This is a genomic window from Pseudomonas sp. S2_B07, assembly GCF_054668435.1.
In genome coordinates this window covers 6201776-6222906 of the sequence record NZ_CP162769.1, presented here as the reverse complement: position 1 = coordinate 6222906, position 21131 = coordinate 6201776, and the positions used below count along the sequence as shown (strand labels likewise).

Below are 21131 nucleotides of genomic sequence, written 5' to 3'. Positions count from 1 at the left end.
ACCTCGATCATACCCCGCAGATCGCGCTGCATGGTCGCCAGGCTGCGGATCAACGCGCTGGCTTCGTCCTTTTGTGTCGGCTCGACAATCGGTTCGCTCAAGTTGCCGTGGGCGATGCTTTGGGCAATCCGGCTGGCGGTCTGCAACGGCCCCATGATGCTCAGAATCACCCAGCGCCCCTGAATCAACAGCAACACCAGGCTGGCGATCAGCACCACGCCGAGGGTGAAGTTGGCGCTGTGGATGACTTGCGCCGTGCCTTGGCTGGTCTGCTGCGTGTTGGTTTCGATCAACTCGCTGAGGGCCGCCATCTGGTCTTCCAGTTGGCTGAACGCGGTATTGAAAGTGCCCAGTTCCTTTTGCGCAGCTTCAGGATTTTCCAGCGCCAGGCCAACGATACGCTCGGCGGCGCTGATGTAGGTGTCGAGGCTCGGTTTGACCTTGTTCAGTGCAGTCTTGAGAGTGTCGTTGACCGGCAGCTTGAGGTTTTCACCCAGCACGTCACGAAAATGCTTTGCGTGCTCCTCGATGGAACTGTGGACGTCAGCCTTGCTGCTGGTGCTTTTGCCCAAGCCCACCAGCATCGCCGACAGCACGTCAGCGCGCAGGGCGTCGTGCATCATGTCGGCTTCGAGGTGATTGCGCAGCGCCGTCATGCTGACCTCGCTTTCGTTCACTGCGTCAGCCATCTGTGTGTTGCCCACGTAACTGACCAGACTGACGATCAGCGCGGTCAGCAAACTGGTGCCAATCAACAAGAGTAAACGGAGTTTTATAGACATGGTGCAGCCCTCTGTTGGCACGTCGGCATTATGAAAACGCTATCGACTGCAAACGCCACATATTTAAGGCAGGACCGGCACTTTTCGCATTTTGCGACACGCGGTAGGCAACGCCGCTGTTTTTGCGCCCCTCCTTCCTGAACCTAGTCTCAAAACCCCAGTCATACAGGCGCCTTGAAATCCCACTTACCGTCGTCTCTGATCAGAGCTGTCCGCCTCATGCACCCGACCGTCCTCGCCTTGCGCTGCGCCTCGCTGTGTCTTTTGCCTGTGTTTGCTCTATTTGCCTCCCCCGCTCATGCCAATGGCGAACGCCAACTGGTGGCGGCGATCAACGATTACCGTGCCCATCCCCAGCGCTGCGACAGGCGCCCGGCACAACGCCTGGCACCGCTGGCGCTGAATTCCAACCTGGCATTGCCCATCGGTTATGGCGGCGGTTTGCGCGATCGGCTGAAGGCTTCCGGCTATTCAGCAGTGACCGTACGCAGCATACGGGTGGTCGGCGCGCAGGATGCCGATGAAGCGTTTGACAGGCTTCAGGACGATTACTGCGGGGCGCTGCTGGACGGCCAGTACGCCGACATTGGTGTCAGCCGCGCCCGAAGTGAATGGCAAGTGGTGCTCGCGCAGCCGGTGCTCGACCGCAAGGTCGGCGATACACGCGCCGTCAGCAAAGCGTTGTTGGCGCAGGTCAACGCCGCGCGGGCCAAGTCGCGGATGTGTGGCGGCCAGCGCTTCTCTGCCGCGCGGCCGCTCAGCTGGAACGCTGCTTTGGGTGCCGCCGCACAAGGCCACAGCAAGGCCATGGCCTACGGCAATTACTTCGCCCACCGCGACCCCAACGGCGATATGCCCGCGGATCGCGCGAGGGCCGCCGGTTACCGTGGCAGGCAGATCGGCGAAAACATCGCCGCCGGGCAGAGCTCACCGAGCAAGGCGATGGCCGGGTGGCTGGCCAGCCCCGGGCATTGTGCGAACCTGATGAACCCGATGTTTACTCAGGTCGGCGCGGCGTATGCAGCGGATGCGCGCAGTGATGAGGGGGTGTATTGGACGATGCTGTTCGGGGCGCAATGACCGGGGTCATGCCTGCCGCTTTTTCAGCAGGCACATCACCCACACACTGAAACAGAAGTTCGTATCGCGCCTCTGACTTGGGCTGCAGGGTACGGGCTCCTGGCTCAACCTCGCATTGAACGCTTGCGCGCCAGACGCTGCTGCCAATTGCCATCATTGGCACGCTGACATTGCTCTTCAGAATCGAACTGCACATGGGCCGATACCGGTTTGACGATGACATCCGCGTCGCTCAGAGCCATCGCTGTCAGTTCGACCATGCGCTCCCCTTGCCCGCCGGCCAACGCCTGATCCTTATTAGCCTGAGTGTCAAAAACCCAGATCACCCTGAGGCTTGAAGGGAATACGGTGTAATCGACTACATGGGTCAGCCAATCAAACCCGACGACTTCCGCTTTGGCGGTTTCACAGGCATCGCTCAGGGTGGCGACCAGACGGCGTTCGATGTGAGCCTGGTCGCGTTTGCTCAATCCCATGGAGGAATCCTTGTGATGATCGAGATAAAAGTGGCGGAGCCTACAAATGATGCTTCTACAAATCAAATTGATTCGCCCGTGCAGCAGTGGTTCCAAGGCGCCAGCTACCTTCGGGCCTTACTCAACCCTTGTGGGCGCAGGGCTTACCCGCGATGGGACCATCAGCCCCGGTCAATTCCGATGCCTCCCATAAAAGCTTTTACCTATCAGCCCCGAATACTCCACCTATTAGCTGACTTGCAGATAGGCGTCTAACCTTATTCCAGCGCTGGCGTCAGCCGGCCGGTTTTGAGCTGATAAGGAGACAGGAATGAGTCAGAAACATGACTAAGCCTGCCGTGGGCCACCGTGATTGCACCTCTTTTTTTCTGTACCGATAGCCGTGTGATCAAAACAATCAGTGAATCGAACTGCTGGCCCAGCAGCCTGTGTCATTGCTTTCGCTCGTCGCTATTCCAGAACCCACAAAGGGCCGGATAGCCCGGATGAACACGACCAAAGGTAGCTCGCACATGGCAAATGAATCGAAATGCCCGTTTAACCACGCCGCCGGCGGTGGCACGACGAACCGCGATTGGTGGCCGAACCAGCTGAATCTGAAAATCCTGCACCAGCACTCGTCCCTGTCCGATCCGCTGGACGAGGGCTTCAACTACAGTGAAGCGTTCAAAAAACTGGACTTTGCCGCGGTCAAAAGAGACCTCACGGCACTGATGACCGATTCGCAAGACTGGTGGCCGGCCGACTTCGGTCATTATGGGCCGCTGTTCATTCGCATGGCCTGGCACGCCGCCGGTACTTATCGCACCGGTGACGGTCGCGGTGGCGCCGGTTCCGGCCAGCAACGCTTTGCCCCCCTCAACAGCTGGCCGGATAACGTCAGCCTCGACAAGGCACGCCGGCTGCTCTGGCCGATCAAGCAGAAATATGGCCGCAACATTTCCTGGGCAGACCTGATCGTACTCACCGGCAACGTCGCGCTGGAGTCCATGGGCTTCAAGACCTTCGGCTTCTCCGGTGGTCGTCCCGACGTTTGGGAACCGGACGAAGACGTGTACTGGGGCTCCGAAAACAAATGGCTGGGTGGTGACACCCGCTATGGCAAAGAAAACGAGCCCATGCAAGAACCCGGCGACGGCCCACTCGTGGCTGAACCGGGAGAAAACGAGGAGAGCCGCACCGAACAGGGCCGCAATCTGGAAAACCCGCTTGCGGCCGTGCAAATGGGCCTCATCTACGTCAATCCCGAAGGCCCTGAGGGCAATCCGGATCCCGTCGCTTCAGCCAAGGACATCCGTGAAACCTTCGGCCGCATGGCGATGAACGATGAAGAAACCGTAGCCCTGATCGCGGGGGGGCACGCCTTCGGTAAAACCCACGGCGCCGGACCTGCCGACAATGTCGGTGCCGAGCCCGAAGCCGCCGGTCTCGAACAGCAAGGCTTTGGCTGGAAGAACAGTTTTGGCACCGGTAAAGGCGCGGACACCATCACCAGCGGCCTGGAGGTGACCTGGACCACCACGCCGACAAAATGGAGCAACAACTACCTGGAAAACCTGTTCGGCTTCGAGTGGGAACTGAGCAAAAGCCCCGCCGGGGCGAACCAGTGGGTGGCGAAAAACGGTGCAGGTGCCGGCACCATTCCGGATGCCCACGACCCGTCCAAACGGCGCAATCCGACCATGCTGACCTCGGACCTGGCCCTGCGCTTCGACCCGATCTATGAGCCGATTTCCCGGCGTTTCCTGGCCAATCCCGATCAACTGGCTGACGCCTTCGCCCGCGCCTGGTTCAAGCTGATCCACCGCGACATGGGCCCCCTCTCCCGCTACCTCGGCCCGGAAATGCCGAACGAAGAACTGCTGTGGCAAGACCCGATCCCGGCGGTCGATCATGCCTTGGTCAACGACAGCGATGTCGCCGCACTCAAGAGCAAAATCCTCGCCTCCGGCCTGTCGGTTTCGCAGCTTGTGTCCACCGCTTGGGCGGCGGCTTCGACCTTCCGCGGCTCCGACAAACGCGGCGGTGCCAACGGCGGACGCCTGCGTCTGGCCCCGCAGAAATTCTGGGCAGCCAACCAGCCGGAACAACTGGCGAACGTGCTGGCGAAACTTGAAAGCATCCAGAACGAGTTCAACAGCACCGGCAAGAAAGTCTCGCTGGCGGACCTGATCGTGCTGGCCGGTAACGCCGGCGTTGAACAGGCCGCAAAAAATGCCGGGCACACCGTCACCGTGCCATTCACGCCAGGACGGATGGACGCCTCACAAGAGCAAACCGACGTGGAATCCTTCGGCTTCCTCGAACCGATTGCCGATGGCTTCCGCAACTACCTGAAAACCAACTACCGCGTACCGGCCGAGCACTTGTTGATCGACAAGGCGCAATTGCTGACGCTCACCGCGCCAGAAATGACCGCGTTGGTCGGCGGCCTGCGTGTGTTGAACACCAACGTCGGACAAACCCGGCACGGCGTGTTCACCCAGCAACCGGAAGCGCTGACCAACGACTTCTTCACCCACCTGCTCGACATGGGCGTGGAATGGAAACCGACCTCCGAAGCGGCTCAAGAGTTTGAAGGCCGGGATCGCAAAACCGGTCAAGTGAAGTGGACCGGGACGCGGGTGGATCTGGTCTTTGGTTCGAATGCGCAATTAAGAGCATTGGCTGAGGTGTATGCGAGCAGCGACGCGAAGGAGAAGTTCGTCAACGACTTCGTGGCGGCCTGGACCAAGGTGATGAACCTCGACCGGTTTGATGTGAAGTGAAGCACCTGTTCCACCCCGACCCGGTGACAAGGGCCGGGGTGGCCTGATTCGGTGCAGATCGACACAACAACAAAGATCCCCTGTAGGAATGAGGTTAAAAAGCCTCGCCCCCTCGCTGACCAGGGATCAACGCTCTCGATAACGACTATGCCCAAGGGTGTTTTTTCATTACCGGGCTCCAGCACTACAGTGGCCACATCTTCTTCCCCCACTCTGGAGCAACATCATGAAAAGCATCATCGGTCTTGGTTTCGCCCTGTCGGTCCTTGGCGCTACGTCCGCTATCGCCGCCCCGCATACCACTTCGCAGGTTGTCGCCGCCGTCAAGGTCAGCCAACCGGCGACACTGAACGTGAACACGGTCGGTCTTGATCACAAAGACAGCCAGCCAAGCAAACTCTACGTCGCTGAAAACCGTCCTGAATTCGGTTCGAAGTATCAGCGTTATTGATTAACCGCTTTTGCACCGCTTGAACAAAACCCCGGGCAGATCCGATCTCCCCGGGGTTTTTCTTTGCCTTACGCAATCCCTGTAGCAGCTGCCACCAGTCGTGCGGCCAGGGCTTTGGCCTGCAGCGCTACGTCGGTGACGGCGGTGCTTTCCCACCACATGCCGCGCAACGGCGGGCCCATGGCGAACAGGCGACGGGCGACCTGGCCATCGCCGTCCAGTACGGCACCGTCGACCACCGCCGCGATTCCCAGCGCCAATGGTCCCGGCTGGATCAGTCCGCGCGCCAGCAATTGCTGCGGCAACGGTCGAGCGACCCGACGCCAGTCGTATTCGATACCGCTGGAGTTGATCAACGCCGCGCCAGTCACCACACAGGTGTCGGCCTCGCCACGGCGGCGAATGCGGATGCTGACGCCACCCTGCGACACGGGCTCAAGCCCTTTGAACGACGCGGCCTGAATCCGCAACCGCCCTTCCCGGTGCAACCTTTCCACCAGGGCCGCACTCAACGGCGGCGAGCGGTGGTGATGACTTTCCCACCATGGCCGGACATGCCGCACAAACTGCCGACGTTGCAGGTCCGTGGCCTGATTCCACAACCGTCCAATGTGCGCCCGCACGGTATCGAGCGGTGCTTGCCAGTCGATACCTTGGGCGATCGCCTCGCGGCATTGCCGGCGCAGTTCGCGCACCAGTTGCCGGGGGGTGCGAAGGCTGTGATCCGCGGCCAGAAAATCCACCCAGGCCGGCGGTTGCCGTCGCACATGCGGCAGCAAGCCGTGGCGGGAAAACACTTCGATCGGTCCGCGATGCCCAGCCTGTTCCAGCGACACCACGGCATCGACCATGGTCAGGCCGGAACCGATGATCAACACCGTTGATTGTGGATCGAGCTGACGCATCGCGGCGACATCCCACGGATCGAGCGCGGCGGCGTTCAAACCGCTGGACTCGGTCTGTGGTGTGCGCGCGGCGGGGAACATGCCTGTCGCCAGCACCGCATAAGCGCCCTGCAAGCGTTGCCCGTCACTCAAGGTCAGCCGTACCGAATCGTCGTCGGTTTGCAGATCGATTACTTCAGCCTGTACATGCTCGACGGTTGAGCCATTCAACGCGCCGGCCGCTTGCGCTTCAGCCAGACGTTGTTGCACGTACACACCGAATAGCCCTCGTGGCGGGAACAACTCGCTGATCGGTACTGGTTGCTCAGCCGATTCCGGCCAGCCACCCGCGGCAATGTGCTCGGTCAGCCATTGCGTCAAGTCATCGGCATTGTCCGGGTCGACGCTCATCCGCGCTGCGTTGCCGTTCAGCGTATGACCCAATTCGACCGCGCTGTAGGCTTCGCCTCGACCGAGTTCGGCACGTGGTTCGATCACCAGCACCGAACGGCGGCCCGGCAAGCGCAACAACTGCGCCGCCAGCATCGCACCGCTGAGGCCGCCGCCGATGATCAGCATGTCGGCGTGGCGGATGGCGTTGGTCGTCTGTGCGCTTTGGATTTCGCTCATGCCATGCTCATTGGTCAAATGGAAAGCTGCTGCGTGCCACCTTAATGGGTTGCTCTCCCGCACACAAACCCACCCTTAGTAGGAGTGGGCCTGCTCGCGAAGGCGTCTACGCAGACACCATTTCTTCTCCAGTTGCCGCAACGTCGCCAGATCCCGATACCCCGCCCCCGGATGACTTTCCGGCAACCGCGCCCCCTCCTCAAACAACTTCTCGGGATTCTGATAAAGGCGCCAGGACCTTTTGCAGGCGTCGTACCCGATTACTATCTCCAGCTATTTCAACGGGTTGGCGAACCTTCCGAGAACAAAGTGCAGCTGTAGAAAGGCAAAGTGTCCATCCCCTGTTGATCGGCGAACAGTCAGATCACCACGTTGCGCACAAACCGCGCTGCCACCGGGCCATCGTTGCGATAGGCATGAGGCTGGTTGCTGGCGAACATGAAAAACTCACCGGCAGCGATGTGCTGTGGCGTATCACCCAACATCAGGGTCAGGCAGCCTTCGAACACGTAGATCTGTTCACTCCAGCCTTCGGCATCTGGTTGCGACGGATAAACTTCACCTGGTTGCAGGCACCATTCCCATTGCTCCACTTCACGAGTCGCGGTGGCCTTGGACAATAAAACAGCTTTGCTGCCGGGGATTAATCCGGCCCAGGCCACTTCGTTGATGCGACTCGCATCGCGGGCGTCCGGTGCCTGAATAAGGTCGCTGAACCTCACGTCCAGCGCTTCGGCCACTCGGTCGAGGGTGGTCAGGCTGACGTTCTTCTCGCCGGCCTCGATGGCCACCAGCATCCGGCGGCTGACCCCGGACTTTTCGGCCAGCGCGGTCTGGCTCATGTCGGCGGCATGGCGCAGGCGCCGAACGTTTTGGCTGACGTGCTGGAGGACCGAAGCCCGTTGCGTGGAATCTTTGTGCACTATATTGCTCACTTGGTGGGGTTGGGCAGTATACTGCGCAACATTCGGCGCATTGTGCGTCCCCCTCAGGTAGCGTGCAAGGTCATGACGTCGGTGAACTCCTCTTCCCCCCGTTTCTCACGGTTCAGCAAAGCCGAGTGCGTGCTGGTGCTGATCACCATGGTCTGGGGCGGCACCTTTTTGTTGGTGCAGCACGCCATGACCGTCAGCGGCCCGATGTTTTTCGTCGGCCTGCGCTTCGCCGCTGCTGCGAGTCTTGTGGCGCTGTTCTCCTGGCGCCACCTGCGGGAACTGACCTTGTTCGAACTCAAGGCCGGGGCCTTTATCGGTGTGGCGATCATGCTCGGGTACGGCTTGCAGACCGTGGGCTTGCAGAGCATTCCCAGCAGTCAATCGGCGTTTATCACGGCGTTGTACGTGCCCTTTGTGCCGCTGCTGCAATGGCTGGTGTTGGGACGTCGCCCGGGGTTGATGCCGAGCATCGGGATCATGCTGGCGTTTACCGGGCTGATGTTGCTGTCGGGACCGTCCGGCGCTTCGTTCAATTTCAGCCCCGGTGAAATCGCCACGCTGATCAGTGCCATTGCGATTGCCGCCGAAATCATTCTGATCAGCACCTATGCCGGTCAGGTCGATGTGCGGCGGGTGACGGTGGTGCAATTGGCAACCACCTCGGTGCTGGCGTTTCTGATGGTGGTGCCGACCCAGGAACGCATTCCGGACTTTTCCTGGCTGCTGTTGTGCAGCGCGTTGGGGCTGGGCGCGGCGAGTGCGGCGATTCAGGTGGCGATGAACTGGGCGCAGAAGAGCGTTTCACCGACCCGGGCGACCTTGATTTATGCGGGCGAGCCGGTGTGGGCCGGGATTGTCGGACGGATCGCCGGGGAGCGGTTGCCGGCGATTGCGCTGGTGGGCGCGGGATTGATTGTGGCGGCGGTGATTGTCAGTGAGTTGAAGACCAAAGGTAAGGGGACTGCGGCTGAGGGAGAGTTGGAGCGGGAAACCTCGGTTGAACCTTGATAATTCTGTTGCCGGATAGATAGCTATCGCGAGCTTGCTCGCGATGGGGCCAGACCGGCTAAAAACTGGCCCTGGAAACCATGTGAATCAGCCTTTTTCCGTCTACCGTGTAGGATTCTGCGACAGCTTGGCGTTTGGCGATCTTGGGAGTGGCACGTATGATGCTTCACAAACTTCCGCAGATTAGAAGCCTATGTCCCTGATAGTTCTACTGCTTCTGCCTTTTATCGGCAGCTGTCTGGCAGCCGTCCTGCCACACAACGCACGCAATACCGCCCCCCTGCTGGCCGGCCTGATCGCACTGATCGGCACGGTCCAGGTCGCGCTCCTGTATCCGCAAATCGCCCATGGCGGAGTGATCCGCGAAGAATTCTTCTGGCTGCCAAGCCTCGGCCTTAACTTCGTCCTGCGCCTGGACGGCTTCGCCTGGTTGTTCTCGATGCTGGTACTGGGCATCGGCACGCTGGTGTCGTTGTACGCACGTTACTACATGTCGCCGGACGATCCGGTGCCCCGGTTCTTCGCGTTTTTCCTGGCGTTCATGGGCGCCATGCTCGGGCTGGTGATTTCCGGCAACCTGATCCAGATCGTGTTTTTCTGGGAGCTGACCAGCCTCTTCTCGTTCCTGCTGATCGGTTACTGGCACCACCGCAGCGACGCGCGACGCGGCGCCTACATGGCGCTGATGGTCACCGGCGCAGGCGGTTTGTGCCTGCTGGCGGGGGTCATGCTCCTCGGCCATGTGGTCGGCAGCTATGACCTGGACAAGGTCCTGGCCGCCGGCGAGCTGATTCGCGCACATGCCCTCTACCCTATTCTGTTGCCCCTGATCCTGATTGGCGCCTTGAGCAAAAGCGCCCAATTCCCCTTCCACTTCTGGCTGCCCCACGCGATGGCGGCGCCGACACCGGTCTCGGCCTATCTGCACTCGGCGACCATGGTCAAGGCCGGGGTGTTTCTGCTGGCACGGCTGTGGCCGTCGCTGTCCGGCAGCGAAGAATGGTTCTACATCGTCAGCGGCGCCGGCGCCTGCACCCTGTTGCTGGGCGCGTACTGCGCGATGTTCCAGAACGACCTCAAAGGGCTGCTGGCCTATTCGACCATCAGCCACCTGGGCCTGATCACCCTGCTGCTGGGCTTGAACAGCCCGCTGGCGGCCGTCGCCGCAGTGTTCCACATTCTCAACCACGCGACCTTCAAGGCCTCGTTGTTCATGGCCGCCGGGATCATCGACCACGAAAGCGGCACCCGCGACATTCGCAAGCTCAGTGGTTTGATCAAACTGATTCCGTTCACCGCCACCCTGGCCATGGTCGCCAGCGCCTCGATGGCCGGTGTGCCGCTGCTCAACGGTTTCCTCTCGAAAGAAATGTTCTTCGCCGAAACCGTGTTCATCAATGCCACGGCCTGGGTCGAGTGGAGCCTGCCAATCGTCGCGACCATCGCCGGCACTTTCAGCGTCGCCTATTCGCTACGCTTCACCGTCGACGTGTTCTTCGGCCCGACCGCCACCGACCTGCCGCACACCCCGCACGAGCCGCCACGCTGGATGCGTGCGCCGGTGGAATTGCTGGTGTTCACCTGCCTGGTGGTGGGGATGTTCCCGGCGCAAGTGGTCGGTTCCATCCTGGCCGCCGCGGCCCTGCCGGTGGTCGGCGGAACCCTGCCGGAATACAGCCTGGCGATCTGGCACGGCTTGAACGCGCCGATGATCATGAGCTTGATCGCCATGTCCGGCGGCATCGTGCTCTACCTGCTGTTGCGCAATCAGCTCAAGCGCGGGCGCTTCAAATACCCGCCGGTGATTGGCCGGTTCAACGGCAAGCGCCTGTTCGAGCGCGGCCTGGTGATCATGATGCGCCTGGCCCGTCGCCTGGTGCGCCGGATCAGCACCAACCGCCTGCAAACCCAATTGTTCCTGGTGGTCCTCGCCGCCGTGCTGGCCGGGCTGATCCCGATGCTTCACAGCAGCCTGAGCTGGGGCGACCGGCCGAAAATCCCCGGCTCCATCGTGTTCGTGACCCTGTGGCTGCTGGCGATTGCCTGCGCCCTCGGCGCAGCGTGGCAGGCCAAGTATCACCGGCTCGCGGCCCTGACCATGGTCAGCGTCTGCGGCCTGATGACCTGCGTAACCTTCGTCTGGTTCTCCGCGCCGGACCTGGCGTTGACGCAACTGGCGGTCGAAGTGGTGACCACGGTGCTGATCCTGCTGGGCCTGCGCTGGCTGCCACGCCGGATCGAAGAAGTCTCGCCACTGCCGAGCACCCTGCGCAAGGCGCGCATCCGGCGTATCCGCGACTTGCTGTTGTCGACCGGGGTAGGTGGCGGCATGGCCTTGCTGGCCTACGCGATGCTGACGCGCCAGACGCCCAACGATATTTCCTCGTTCTACCTCAGTCGCGCCCTGCCCGAAGGCGGCGGCAGCAACGTGGTCAACGTGATGCTGGTGGACTTCCGTGGCTTCGACACCTTGGGTGAAATCACCGTGCTGGTGGCCGTGGCCCTGACCGTGTTCGCCCTGCTGCGACGCTTCCGCCCGCCGAAAGAAAGCCTGCAGTTGCCGGCGCAGCAACGCCTGTTGGCACCGGACGTGGTCACTGACCTGGTCAACCCGCGCCACGCCAGCGACACCGCACTGGGTTTCATGATGGTCCCGGCGGTGCTGGTACGCCTGTTGTTGCCGATTGCGCTGGTGGTGTCGTTCTACCTGTTCATGCGCGGGCACAACCAACCGGGCGGCGGTTTTGTCGCCGGGCTGGTGATGTCGGTGGCGTTCATCCTGCAATACATGGTCGCCGGCACGCAGTGGGTCGAGGCGCAAATGAGCCTGCGACCGCTGCGTTGGATGGGCACCGGGCTGCTGTTCGCCACGGTCACCGGGCTTGGGGCCATGGCGGTCGGTTATCCGTTCCTCACCACCCACACCTGGCATTTTTCATTGCCGGTACTGGGGGACATTCACATCGCCAGCGCGCTGTTTTTCGACATTGGCGTGTATGCCGTGGTGGTCGGTTCGACGCTGTTGATCCTCACCGCCCTCGCCCACCAATCGGTTCGCGGCCACAAAACCGCGGCCCAGCCTAAACCCGTCGCCACGCAAGGAGCCGTCTGATGGAAGAAGTCATCGCAATCGCCATCGGCGTGCTTGCGGCCTCCGGCGTCTGGCTGATCCTGCGGCCACGGACCTTTCAGGTGGTGATGGGCCTGTGCCTGCTGTCCTATGGCGTCAACCTGTTCATCTTCAGCATGGGCAGCCTGTTCATCGGCCGCGAGCCGATCATCAAGGATGGCGTGCCGCAAGACTTGTTGCATTACACCGATCCCCTGCCACAAGCACTGGTGCTGACCGCCATCGTGATCAGCTTCGCCATGACCGCATTGTTTCTGGTGGTACTGCTCGCTTCCCGGGGCTTGACCGGGACCGACCATGTGGATGGCCGGGAGCCTAAAGAATGAATGCGATGACGCACCTGATCGCCGCACCGATTCTGCTGCCGCTGCTGACCGCCGCCATCATGTTGATGCTCGGCGAGAAACACCGTCCGCTGAAGGCCAAGATCAACCTGTTCTCCAGCCTGCTCGGCCTGGGAATTTCCGTGTTGCTGCTGCAATGGACACAAACCACTGGCGTGCCGGGTTCCATCGGCGTGTACCTGCCGGGCAACTGGCAAGTGCCGTTCGGCCTGGTGTTGGTGGTCGATCGGCTGTCGGCCTTGATGCTGGTGCTGACCGGGATCATCGGCGTCAGCGCCTTGCTGTTCGCCATGGCCCGTTGGGACGGCGCCGGTTCAAGCTTCCACGCGTTGTTCCAGATTCAATTGATGGGGTTGTACGGTGCGTTCCTGACCGCCGACCTGTTCAACCTGTTCGTGTTCTTCGAAGTGCTGCTGGCGGCGTCCTACGGCTTGATGCTGCACGGCTCGGGCCGGCCGCGGGTGTCGGCGGGGCTGCATTACATTTCGATCAACCTGTTGGCATCGTCGCTGTTCCTGATTGGCGCGGCGCTGATCTATGGCGTCACCGGCACACTGAACATGGCCGACCTGGCGCTGAAAATCCCGCTGGTGCCGGAAGCTGATCGCGGTTTGCTGCATGCTGGCGCGGGGATTCTCGCGGTGGCGTTTCTGGCCAAGGCCGGGATGTGGCCGCTGAACTTTTGGCTGGTGCCGGCCTACTCCTCGGCCAGCGCTCCGGTGGCGGCGATGTTCGCGATCATGACCAAGGTCGGTGTCTACACCTTGCTGCGCTTGTGGACGCTGCTGTTCTCCGGTCAGGCCGGGGCGTCCGCCTACTTTGGCGGCGACTGGCTGATCTACGGCGGCATGGCGACGATTGTCTGCGCGGCATTGGCGATTCTGGCGGCGCAACGCCTGGAAAAGATGGCCAGCCTGAGCATCCTGGTGTCGGCCGGGATCCTGCTGTCAGCCATTGGTTTCGCCCAGCCAAACCTGATCGCGGCGGCGCTGTTTTATCTGGTCAGCTCGACCCTGGCGTTGAGTGCATTGTTCCTGCTGTCCGAGTTGATCGAGCGCTCGCGTTCGGTCAATGAACTGCCGTTGTTCGACGACGCCGACCTGATTGCGCGACCGGCGCCGGCTGCGCAACCGCTCAAAGGCATCAACCTCGATGACGATCAGAAAGCGGTGGTCGGCCAGGTGATTCCCTGGACCATGGCCTTCCTCGGCCTGAGCTTTATTGCCTGCGCGCTGCTGATCATCGGCATGCCGCCGCTCTCCGGGTTCATCGGCAAGCTCACCCTGCTCAACGCCCTTCTCAATCCGTTGGGCCTGGGGAACGGCGTCGGCGAACCGGTATCGAATGCGGCGTGGGGGTTGCTGGCGTTGTTGATTCTGTCGGGGCTCGCCTCGTTGATCGCATTCTCGCGCCTGGGCATCCAGCGCTTCTGGACCCCGCAAGAGCGCCCATCACCACTGCTGCGCCGCTTTGAATGCGTGCCGATCATCGTCCTGCTGGGACTGAGCATTGCGTTGACCTTCAAGGCTGAAGCGCTGCTGCGCTACACCCAAGCGGCCGCTGACGCCTTGAACAACCCGCAGCAATACGTGATGGCCGTGCTCGGCACCCGTGCGGTGCCAAGCCCGGAAGCCAAGGCGGCGATGGCGGAGGTGCAACCATGAAGCGCTTGTTCCCTGCTCCCTGGCTGTCCTTGGCACTCTTGCTGTTATGGCTGGTGCTGAACCAGTCGATCAGCCCTGGCAACCTGCTGCTCGGTGTGATGCTGGGTTTCTGCGCGCCGTTGATGATGCGTCGGTTGCGACCGCTGCCCATTCGAATTCGTCGTCCGGGGGTGATCCTGCGCTTGCTGCTGGTGGTCGGTCGCGATGTGGTGGTGTCCAACCTCGCCGTGGCCTGGGGCGTGCTGAACGCCGGTCGCCGTCCGCCCCGCTCGCGCTTCATCAAGGTGCCGCTGGACTTGCGCGATGCCAATGGCCTCGCCGCGCTGTCGGCGATCTGCACCGTGGTGCCTGGCACCGTGTGGTCGGAACTGGCGCTTGATCGCAGCATCCTGTTGCTGCATGTGTTCGATCTGGATGACGAAGCGCTGTTCATCCAGCACTTCAAGGCGACCTATGAGCGCCCCTTGATGGAGATTTTCGAATGAGCGCATTGCTGTCGAACGCCATCCTGGCGAGCCTGTTCCTGTTTTCCGTGGCGATGATCCTGACGCTGCTGCGCCTGTTCAAAGGACCATCGGCCCAGGATCGGGTACTGGCGCTGGATTACCTGTACATCATCGCAATGCTGATGATGTTGACGCTCGGCATTCGCTATGCCAGTGACACCTATTTCGAGGCGGCGCTGTTGATCGCCCTGTTCGGCTTCGTCGGCTCGTTTGCCCTGGCGAAATTCCTGCTGCGTGGCGAGGTGATCGAATGACTGACGAACTGTCGCTGTGGGTTGAGATTCCAGTGGCGATTCTGCTGCTGCTCAGCAGTCTGTTTGCGCTCATTGGCGCCATTGGACTGGTGCGGATGAAGGATTACTTCCAGCGCATGCACCCGCCGGCGTTGGCCTCGACATTGGGCGCATGGTGCGTGGCACTGGCATCGATCATTTACTTTTCGGCACTCAAATCGGGGCCGGTGCTGCATGCGTGGCTTATTCCGATTCTATTGGCGATTACCGTGCCGGTGACGACCTTGTTGCTGGCTCGGGCGGCGTTGTTTCGCAAGCGCATGGCTGGGGATGATGTGCCGGCTGAGGTGAGTAGTCGGCGGAGTGAGAGGGGGAGCTGAATCCGGGGATTTGTATTGACTGGGAGGGCCTCATCGTCGGAACGCCGCCCGGAGCCTGCTCGCGATAGCGGTGGGGCAGTCGGTATTGATGTGACTGATCCACCGCTATCGCGAGCAGGCCCACTCCTACAGTTAGATTTGCTTCAGGCGGAGATATTGGTCGGGATCCACGGATGCGCTGACCGACTGATAGTTGGCCAACAGGGCATGTTGTGTCTGGATCGGGTGCTCATGCGTTTCAGTGATAATCACCAAATCCGCCCCCGCCGCTTCTGCCGCGAGAATGCCTACAGGGGCATCTTCAAAGATCAGGCAATCCGTCACCTCGACACCCAGCCGCTTGGCGGCCAACCGATACCCCGCTGGATCCGGTTTCCCGGCGCTGACCTCTTCAGCCGTCACCATGACATCCGGCTCGGGAATGCCCGCCGCCGCCATCCGGCGCAACGCCAGCGTTCTGGGCGCGGACGTCACGATTGCCCATTGACCGGCCGGCAAGGACCGAAGGAATGCCGCCGCACCACGAACCTCGACAACCCCCTCCACGTCGTCTATTTCTGCCTCGGTAATCCACGCCGCTTCAGCTTCGGCATCTACACCCGGCAACCCCTGTCGGTTCACCGTGTCGATGGCGCGGACGCCGTGAATGGTTGGCAGAAAGGACGCGACATTCACCCCGTGGCGCACGGCCCAGATCGTCCAGATCCGCTCGGCGGCGGCAATGGAATTGAGCACGGTGCCGTCCATGTCGAACAGGAACGCGCGGTACGGTGTGTTGAAAACGGATCGATGAGCAGACAAGGATGAGCTTCCTCTCGCAAGGGCCTGGCGGGTGTGCCGAGCAATGTAGCATTTACTTGCGAGACGGACTCATGCAGCGTAATAACGTTTCAGCTGAAGGGTTTGGACTTCAAGGCGTCCTTGACGCAGTCGAGCAGTTGGCCGAGTGCCCAGGGCTTTTTGATGAACGAAACGGGATGCCTGACACCGGAGCTTTCCGGGGTTTCGAAACCGGACATGATCATGATCGGTTTGTCGGGCCAGCGGTCGCCAAACTGATTGGCCAGGTCAGCGCCATTGAGCTTGCCCGGCATGGTGATGTCGGTGAGCAACAGGCGGACGTTGTCCGAGTGTTGCTCCAGGTAAGCGGAAGCGGCGTCCGCGCTGGTCTGTGGCTGAACCACAAAACCCTCTTCCTGAAGAATTTCGCAGAGAAACTCCAGGATCAACGGGTCATCCTCGACCACCAGAATCAACCCGCCAGTTACGTTCGTGCCCACCGTCGATACTGGCCCCATGATTTCAACACTCCCTGAATACACCCATGATTTTGCGCCATAAATCCGCTGCCTATCAGGTATGAGCAGCGGACTTGGCGGAAATTCATTTTTGATACAGGAGACGACGAAATCAGGCGTCCTGCAAAATCAGGTCGGCGCCCTTCTCGGCCACCATCAGCACCGCCGCATGGGTATTGCCCGACGTCACGTTAGGAAAAATCGACGCATCGACGATGCGCAATCCCTCAAGACCATGGACTTTCAAACGCGGGTCGACCACGGACTTCTGCTCGTCCGAACCCATGGCGCAGGAACCACACAGGTGGTAAATCGAACCACTGTTTTCGCGGAAATACTGCAGCATCTGCTCGTCGGTTTCGACGACCGGCCCCGGCAACACTTCTTCAACCGTGATGCCCTTGAGCGCCGGTGCCTGCATGATCTTGCGCATCAAGCGGCTGCCCTGAATGACCTCGTCGATGTCCTTCTGGGTGCTCAAGTAATTCGGATCAATCAGTGCGGCGTCCCGGGGATTTTTCGAGGCGATCTCGATGTGCCCGCGACTGGTCGGTCGGCATGGGTTGAAGCACAACAGGAAGCCTGAGTACGGCTCCGGTTTGAGGCTGGCCTTGTTGTTTTTCGGGATCTGGTACGACAGCGGGTTGAAGTACAGCTGCAGGTTGGGGTTGGTTTGCTGCTCGTTGCCACGGAAGAATCCGCCGGCCTGATTGACGCTCATCGCCAGCGCGCCCTTGCGGGTGAACAGGTATTTCAGACCGAGTTTGAACTGACCGAACAGCGAACTCAGCTCATCGTTGAGCGTCGGGATATTGGCCTTGTAGTAATAGCTGGCGCACAGATGATCCTGCAGGTTCTGACCCACCGCCGGCAGGTGCTTGACCATCGGGATGTTGTGCTTGGCCAGCAGCGCCTGATCCGCGACACCGGACAGTTGCAGGATCTTCGGCGTGTCCACCGCACCAGCGCAAAGAATCACTTCTTTGTTGGCGGTGAAGGTTCGCACCACGCCGTGCTGGGTAATGGAAATTCCAGTTGCGCGGCCGTTATCGAACAGCACTCGGTCCACCAGGGCGTAGTGCTCGACAGTCAGGTTCGGCCGGCTCAGGGCCGGGTGCAAATGGGCAAAGCTGCTGGAGCAACGCTGGCCATTTTTGGTGTTGACGTCGTAAATGCCCGAACCTTCGAATTTCGGCCCGTTGAAGTCGTCGCTGTGCGGGTAACCGAGTTCATCGCAACCTTTGAGGAACACATCGCAGATCGGATGGGTCTGGCCCTTCATCGGCGTGATACTGATCGGGCCGCTGCCGCCGTGGTATTCGCTGTCGCCCAGCGGATGGTTTTCCAGTTTGCGGAAATACGGCAACACATCTTTAAAGCCCCAGCCTTCGTTGCCGTTGGCCGCCCAATCATCAAAGTCGTGGGCCTGGCCACGGACATAGATCATCGCGTTGATCGAACCCGAACCGCCCTGCACTTTGCCGCGTGGGGCGTAAATTTCGCGGTTGCTCAATTGCTTTTGTGGCTGGCTGTAGTACATCCAGTTGAAGGTTGGGTTGTAATACATTTTGGCGAAGCCGACCGGAATCTTGAACCACAAGGAACTGTCCTTGCCGCCCGCTTCCAGCAGCAACACCGAATGTTTGCCATTGGCCGAGAGCCGGTTGGCCAGAATGCAGCCTGCGGCGCCAGCGCCAGCGATGATGTAGTCGTAAGTCATGCAGGGTTACCGCGTAAGTCGTTGTACAAAAAAACCACCCATCCATCAGTCAAAACGCGATCCCTGTGGGAGCGAGCTTGCTCGCGAAGGCGCCGTGTCAGTCAACCTTAATGCTGAATGTCAGGCCTTCATCGCGAGCAAGCTCGCTCCCACAGGTTTTGCGAGTGGGCGGCAAATCCGCTCAGCCCCTGGCTGGCGATGTGTCTTTAACGTCCACCGGGGTCGGCGCCATTTGCAGGTGCAGGCGCTCGCCGGTGTACGGCGAATGCCTGCGCACCACGTCCATGTTCAGCTCCACGCCCAGGCCCGGCTCGGTGGACGGGATGATGTAGCCGTCCTCCCATTGCAGCGGCTTGGTCAGGACTTCGGCATGGAAACCGCCCCAGGTCATGATGCTTTCCTGGATCAGGAAGTTCGGCGTGCAAGTTGCCAACTGGAAACTCGCGGCCGCGCCAATCGGCCCGTTGTAGAGGTGTGGGGCGATTTGCGCGTAATAGGCTTCGGCCATGCTGGCGATCTTTTTCGCTTCCAGCAGACCACCGCAGCGGGCGACGTTCATCTGCAGAATCGACGCGCCACCGGCTTGCAGCAGCTTGAAGAATTCGTACTTGGTGGTCAGTCGCTCACCGGTGGCAATCGGAATCGAAGTCTTGGCCGCGACCTGCGCCATGGCTTCTTCCTGACCCGGCGGCACCGGCTCTTCGAACCACAGCGGGTCGTACTTCTCCAGGCGCTTGGCCAGGCGAATCGCCGAGGACGGCACCATTTGCCCGTGGGTCCCAAACAGCAGGTCGCACTTGTCGCCCACCGCTTCGCGGATCTTGCGGCAGAAGGTTTCGCAGCGTTCCAGCACTTCCAGGGAAATCTGATGCCCGGAATACGCGGTGTACGGCCCGGCCGGGTCGAATTTCACGGCGGTGAAGCCTTTGTTCATGTTCTCGATGGCGCACTCGGCGGCCAGGTCCGGGTCGTCGTAGTCGTACTCGCCCTTGCTGTTCACCGGGTAGAGGTAGGTGTAGGAACGCAGGCGTTCGTTGACCTTGCCGCCCAACAGTTCATACACCGGCTTGTTCGCCGCTTTGCCGATGATGTCCCAGCAAGCCATTTCCAGGCCGCTGACCACACCCATCATGGTCAGGTCCGGGCGCTGGGTGAAACCGCTCGAATAGGCCTGACGGAAGAAGCGTTCGATGTGGTGCGGGTCCTGGTTCAACAGGTAGCGTTCGAACACGTCTTCGATGATTGGCAACATGGCTTTAGGGCCGAAGGTCGCGGCGTAGATCTCGCCCACGCCTTCGATGCCGCAATCGGTTTTGATCTTGACGAACAGCCAGTACATCCCGCCGATGTGCGGTGGCGGTACGGCGACGATATGGGTTTCAAGGGCGACGATTTTCATCTCAGGCACCTGTCTTAATCAGGGATTTACGATTGATACGAGCACGCAAGGTCAGCGCCGCGAGGGTCCCCAGCAGGCCGACGAAAGCGATGTAGCCGAAATACAGCTTGTAACCAAAGGCACCCGGGAAATGCTCGGTAAGGTAGCCGTTGATCAAAGGAATGAATGCGTCTGGCAGATAACCGACCACCGAGACAATGCCGATGGCCAGCCCCGTGATGCGCAGCGGAATGTTGCAGGTGTCGAGGATCGCCCAGTACAAACCGCGAATGGCGTAGGTCATCAGGCCGATGAAAATCACTGTGCCGACCAACAGGCCCATGCTGTTGAGCGCCGGGAACACGATCAGGCCGACCATCGCCAACGTCGCGCAGAACAGCGCCACGATCAGCACCGAGATGTTCGAGAACTTGTCACCCAGCCAGCCACCGCCGATGCCGCCAATCGGGCGCATCCACAGTTTGATGGTGGTGATGGTGCCGGCCATGACCGCAGTCATGCCGCCGCCCTGCAGGTAATCGGAGAAGCTGTAGGTGGCCCAGAAGATGTGATAACCGCAGAACACGATGGCGGTGACCAGCCACAGCTCAGGGATTTTCACCAGGGTGGTCAGGTCGCTGAGCAGGTTGTACTTGCCCTTCTCCACCGCCGCCGTGTCTTCCATCGACTTCGGGTCCTTGATCAACACCAGCACACAGCCGATGGCGATACAGGTGAAGGCATACAGGTAGACCACATGCTTGAAGCCTTCAGCCGCCGACTCACCGCGAGTTTCGGTGGCGAAAGCAAACAGCCCCAGCGCGACCGTTGCCAGCAAGGCTTCGACCAGCCCGCGACCGCCGTCAAGGATGCCGAAGAAACGGCCCTGCTCGGTGTGATGGGCAATCATCTTCACGCGCTTGAGCACCGAGGCCCAGAACGTCAGGCCGGTGGTCAGGCCCCAGCATCCGAAGATGATCATCAACCCGGTCATCGACGGCGCAGTGGAGTACCACAGGCCCAGGGCACCGGTGGCAACCAGCGAGAAGAAAATCAGGAAGCGTGGGGCAATGCGATCCGCCAGCCAGCCACTCGGCAAGTAACTCAGGAGGAAAATCGTGCCGAGCATCGAATACAGATACCCCAGCTCGCTGTGGTTGATCTGGAACACTTCGAGCATGGTGGTCTGGTAGACCTGGCGCAGGTACAGGATCGGGTAGATCGCACCGGCGGCCAGCACCAATAACATCAATTGGAAATAGCGACTGCCCTTGTCACTCTGGCTGATTGAACCCGCATTCGAACCCCGAACAGCGGCAGCAGTGGATGCTTGCTTGGACATCTAGGTGACCTCTGGCCGCCCGGTGGTCCGGGTGGCCCTGTTAATTGTTTTTATTGGAGTGAAGCAGCTGCAAACGCCAAGCTGTAAGCGGCAAACCAGAGCCGGTTACCGTTCGCTTTTAT

At 60.7% G+C, this 21131-nt stretch carries 18 protein-coding genes and 1 pseudogene; 10 read left to right on the top strand and 9 right to left on the bottom strand.

Annotated features, from left to right (window positions below):
- Window positions 1-74: 74 nt before the first annotated feature.
- Window positions 75-782, bottom strand: a pseudogene (locus tag AB4N43_RS28610) (MCP four helix bundle domain-containing protein); the annotation flags it as partial.
- Window positions 783-1001: 219 nt separating this feature from the next.
- Between AB4N43_RS28610 and AB4N43_RS28605 the strand changes: the two are divergent.
- Window positions 1002-1862: a CAP domain-containing protein gene (locus AB4N43_RS28605; RefSeq protein WP_460152469.1), complete on the top strand. Its 861-nt coding sequence runs from the start codon at window positions 1002-1004 to the stop codon at window positions 1860-1862.
- A 104-nt stretch (window positions 1863-1966) separates the two neighbouring features.
- On the opposite strand, the gene AB4N43_RS28600 is transcribed toward AB4N43_RS28605, so the two are convergent.
- Window positions 1967-2338: a hypothetical protein gene (locus AB4N43_RS28600; protein WP_460154240.1), complete on the bottom strand. Its 372-nt coding sequence runs from the start codon at window positions 2336-2338 to the stop codon at window positions 1967-1969.
- A gap of 512 nt (window positions 2339-2850) precedes the next feature.
- On the opposite strand from AB4N43_RS28600, the gene katG reads away from it, so the two are divergent.
- Window positions 2851-5106, top strand: coding sequence for a catalase/peroxidase HPI (gene katG, locus AB4N43_RS28595; protein WP_460152467.1), 2256 nt, complete (start codon window positions 2851-2853; stop codon window positions 5104-5106).
- Window positions 5107-5332: 226 nt separating this feature from the next.
- On the top strand, window positions 5333-5557 hold the full coding sequence (locus tag AB4N43_RS28590; protein ID WP_059182710.1) for a hypothetical protein: 225 nt from the start codon (window positions 5333-5335) through the stop codon (window positions 5555-5557).
- Between the two features lie 68 nt (window positions 5558-5625).
- On the opposite strand, the gene AB4N43_RS28585 is transcribed toward AB4N43_RS28590, so the two are convergent.
- Together AB4N43_RS28585 and AB4N43_RS28580 are read right to left on the bottom strand one after the other, a co-directional pair.
- Window positions 5626-7071, bottom strand: a complete 1446-nt coding sequence (locus AB4N43_RS28585; protein WP_460152464.1) for an FAD/NAD(P)-binding protein — start codon at window positions 7069-7071, stop codon at window positions 5626-5628.
- Window positions 7072-7430: 359 nt separating this feature from the next.
- Window positions 7431-7994 (bottom strand): helix-turn-helix domain-containing protein, encoded by a 564-nt coding sequence (locus tag AB4N43_RS28580; protein ID WP_027924688.1) that lies wholly within the window; start codon window positions 7992-7994, stop codon window positions 7431-7433.
- Here AB4N43_RS28580 and AB4N43_RS28575 point away from each other — a divergent pair.
- The 7 genes from AB4N43_RS28575 to AB4N43_RS28545 all read left to right on the top strand — a co-directional run bounded on the left by AB4N43_RS28575 (window position 7989) and on the right by AB4N43_RS28545 (window position 15271).
- Window positions 7989-9014 (top strand): DMT family transporter, encoded by a 1026-nt coding sequence (locus tag AB4N43_RS28575; protein WP_460152461.1) that lies wholly within the window; start codon window positions 7989-7991, stop codon window positions 9012-9014. The two genes, AB4N43_RS28580 and AB4N43_RS28575, sit on opposite strands and share 6 nt — an antisense overlap.
- Before the next feature lie 193 nt (window positions 9015-9207).
- A complete protein-coding gene (locus AB4N43_RS28570) occupies window positions 9208-12126 on the top strand; it encodes a monovalent cation/H+ antiporter subunit A (protein ID WP_059182707.1) in 2919 nt (972 codons plus the stop codon).
- A complete protein-coding gene (locus AB4N43_RS28565; protein ID WP_007944721.1) occupies window positions 12126-12470 on the top strand; it encodes a Na+/H+ antiporter subunit C in 345 nt (114 codons plus the stop codon). Before AB4N43_RS28570 ends, AB4N43_RS28565 begins: the two co-directional genes overlap by 1 nt.
- Entirely contained in the window at window positions 12467-14152 is a 1686-nt protein-coding gene (locus tag AB4N43_RS28560) for a monovalent cation/H+ antiporter subunit D (protein WP_460152458.1), read from the top strand. The genes AB4N43_RS28565 and AB4N43_RS28560 overlap by 4 nt, the downstream gene beginning before the upstream one ends.
- Entirely contained in the window at window positions 14149-14637 is a 489-nt protein-coding gene (locus AB4N43_RS28555; protein WP_027924692.1) for a Na+/H+ antiporter subunit E, read from the top strand. The genes AB4N43_RS28560 and AB4N43_RS28555 overlap by 4 nt, the downstream gene beginning before the upstream one ends.
- A complete protein-coding gene (locus AB4N43_RS28550; protein WP_027924693.1) occupies window positions 14634-14912 on the top strand; it encodes a K+/H+ antiporter subunit F in 279 nt (92 codons plus the stop codon). The genes AB4N43_RS28555 and AB4N43_RS28550 overlap by 4 nt, the downstream gene beginning before the upstream one ends.
- On the top strand, window positions 14909-15271 hold the full coding sequence (locus tag AB4N43_RS28545; protein ID WP_027924694.1) for a Na+/H+ antiporter subunit G: 363 nt from the start codon (window positions 14909-14911) through the stop codon (window positions 15269-15271). The genes AB4N43_RS28550 and AB4N43_RS28545 overlap by 4 nt, the downstream gene beginning before the upstream one ends.
- Window positions 15272-15403: 132 nt before the next feature.
- Here the strand turns inward: AB4N43_RS28545 and AB4N43_RS28540 are convergent, their stop codons facing one another.
- From AB4N43_RS28540 to AB4N43_RS28520, 5 genes are all read right to left on the bottom strand, one after another.
- Complete coding sequence (locus AB4N43_RS28540; protein WP_460152455.1) at window positions 15404-16072, bottom strand: HAD-IA family hydrolase; 669 nt, start codon at window positions 16070-16072, stop codon at window positions 15404-15406.
- A gap of 89 nt (window positions 16073-16161) precedes the next feature.
- A complete protein-coding gene (locus AB4N43_RS28535) occupies window positions 16162-16569 on the bottom strand; it encodes a response regulator (RefSeq protein WP_027924696.1) in 408 nt (135 codons plus the stop codon).
- A 112-nt stretch (window positions 16570-16681) separates the two neighbouring features.
- Window positions 16682-18289: a GMC family oxidoreductase gene (locus tag AB4N43_RS28530; RefSeq protein WP_410922710.1), complete on the bottom strand. Its 1608-nt coding sequence runs from the start codon at window positions 18287-18289 to the stop codon at window positions 16682-16684.
- 181 nt (window positions 18290-18470) lie between these two features.
- Window positions 18471-19688 (bottom strand): mandelate racemase/muconate lactonizing enzyme family protein, encoded by a 1218-nt coding sequence (locus tag AB4N43_RS28525; protein WP_027924698.1) that lies wholly within the window; start codon window positions 19686-19688, stop codon window positions 18471-18473.
- 1 nt (window position 19689) lies between these two features.
- The gene (locus tag AB4N43_RS28520; RefSeq protein ID WP_460152452.1) at window positions 19690-21009 is read right to left on the bottom strand and encodes an MFS transporter; all 1320 of its coding nucleotides are present in this window, start codon (window positions 21007-21009) and stop codon (window positions 19690-19692) included.
- Window positions 21010-21131: the final 122 nt, after the last annotated feature.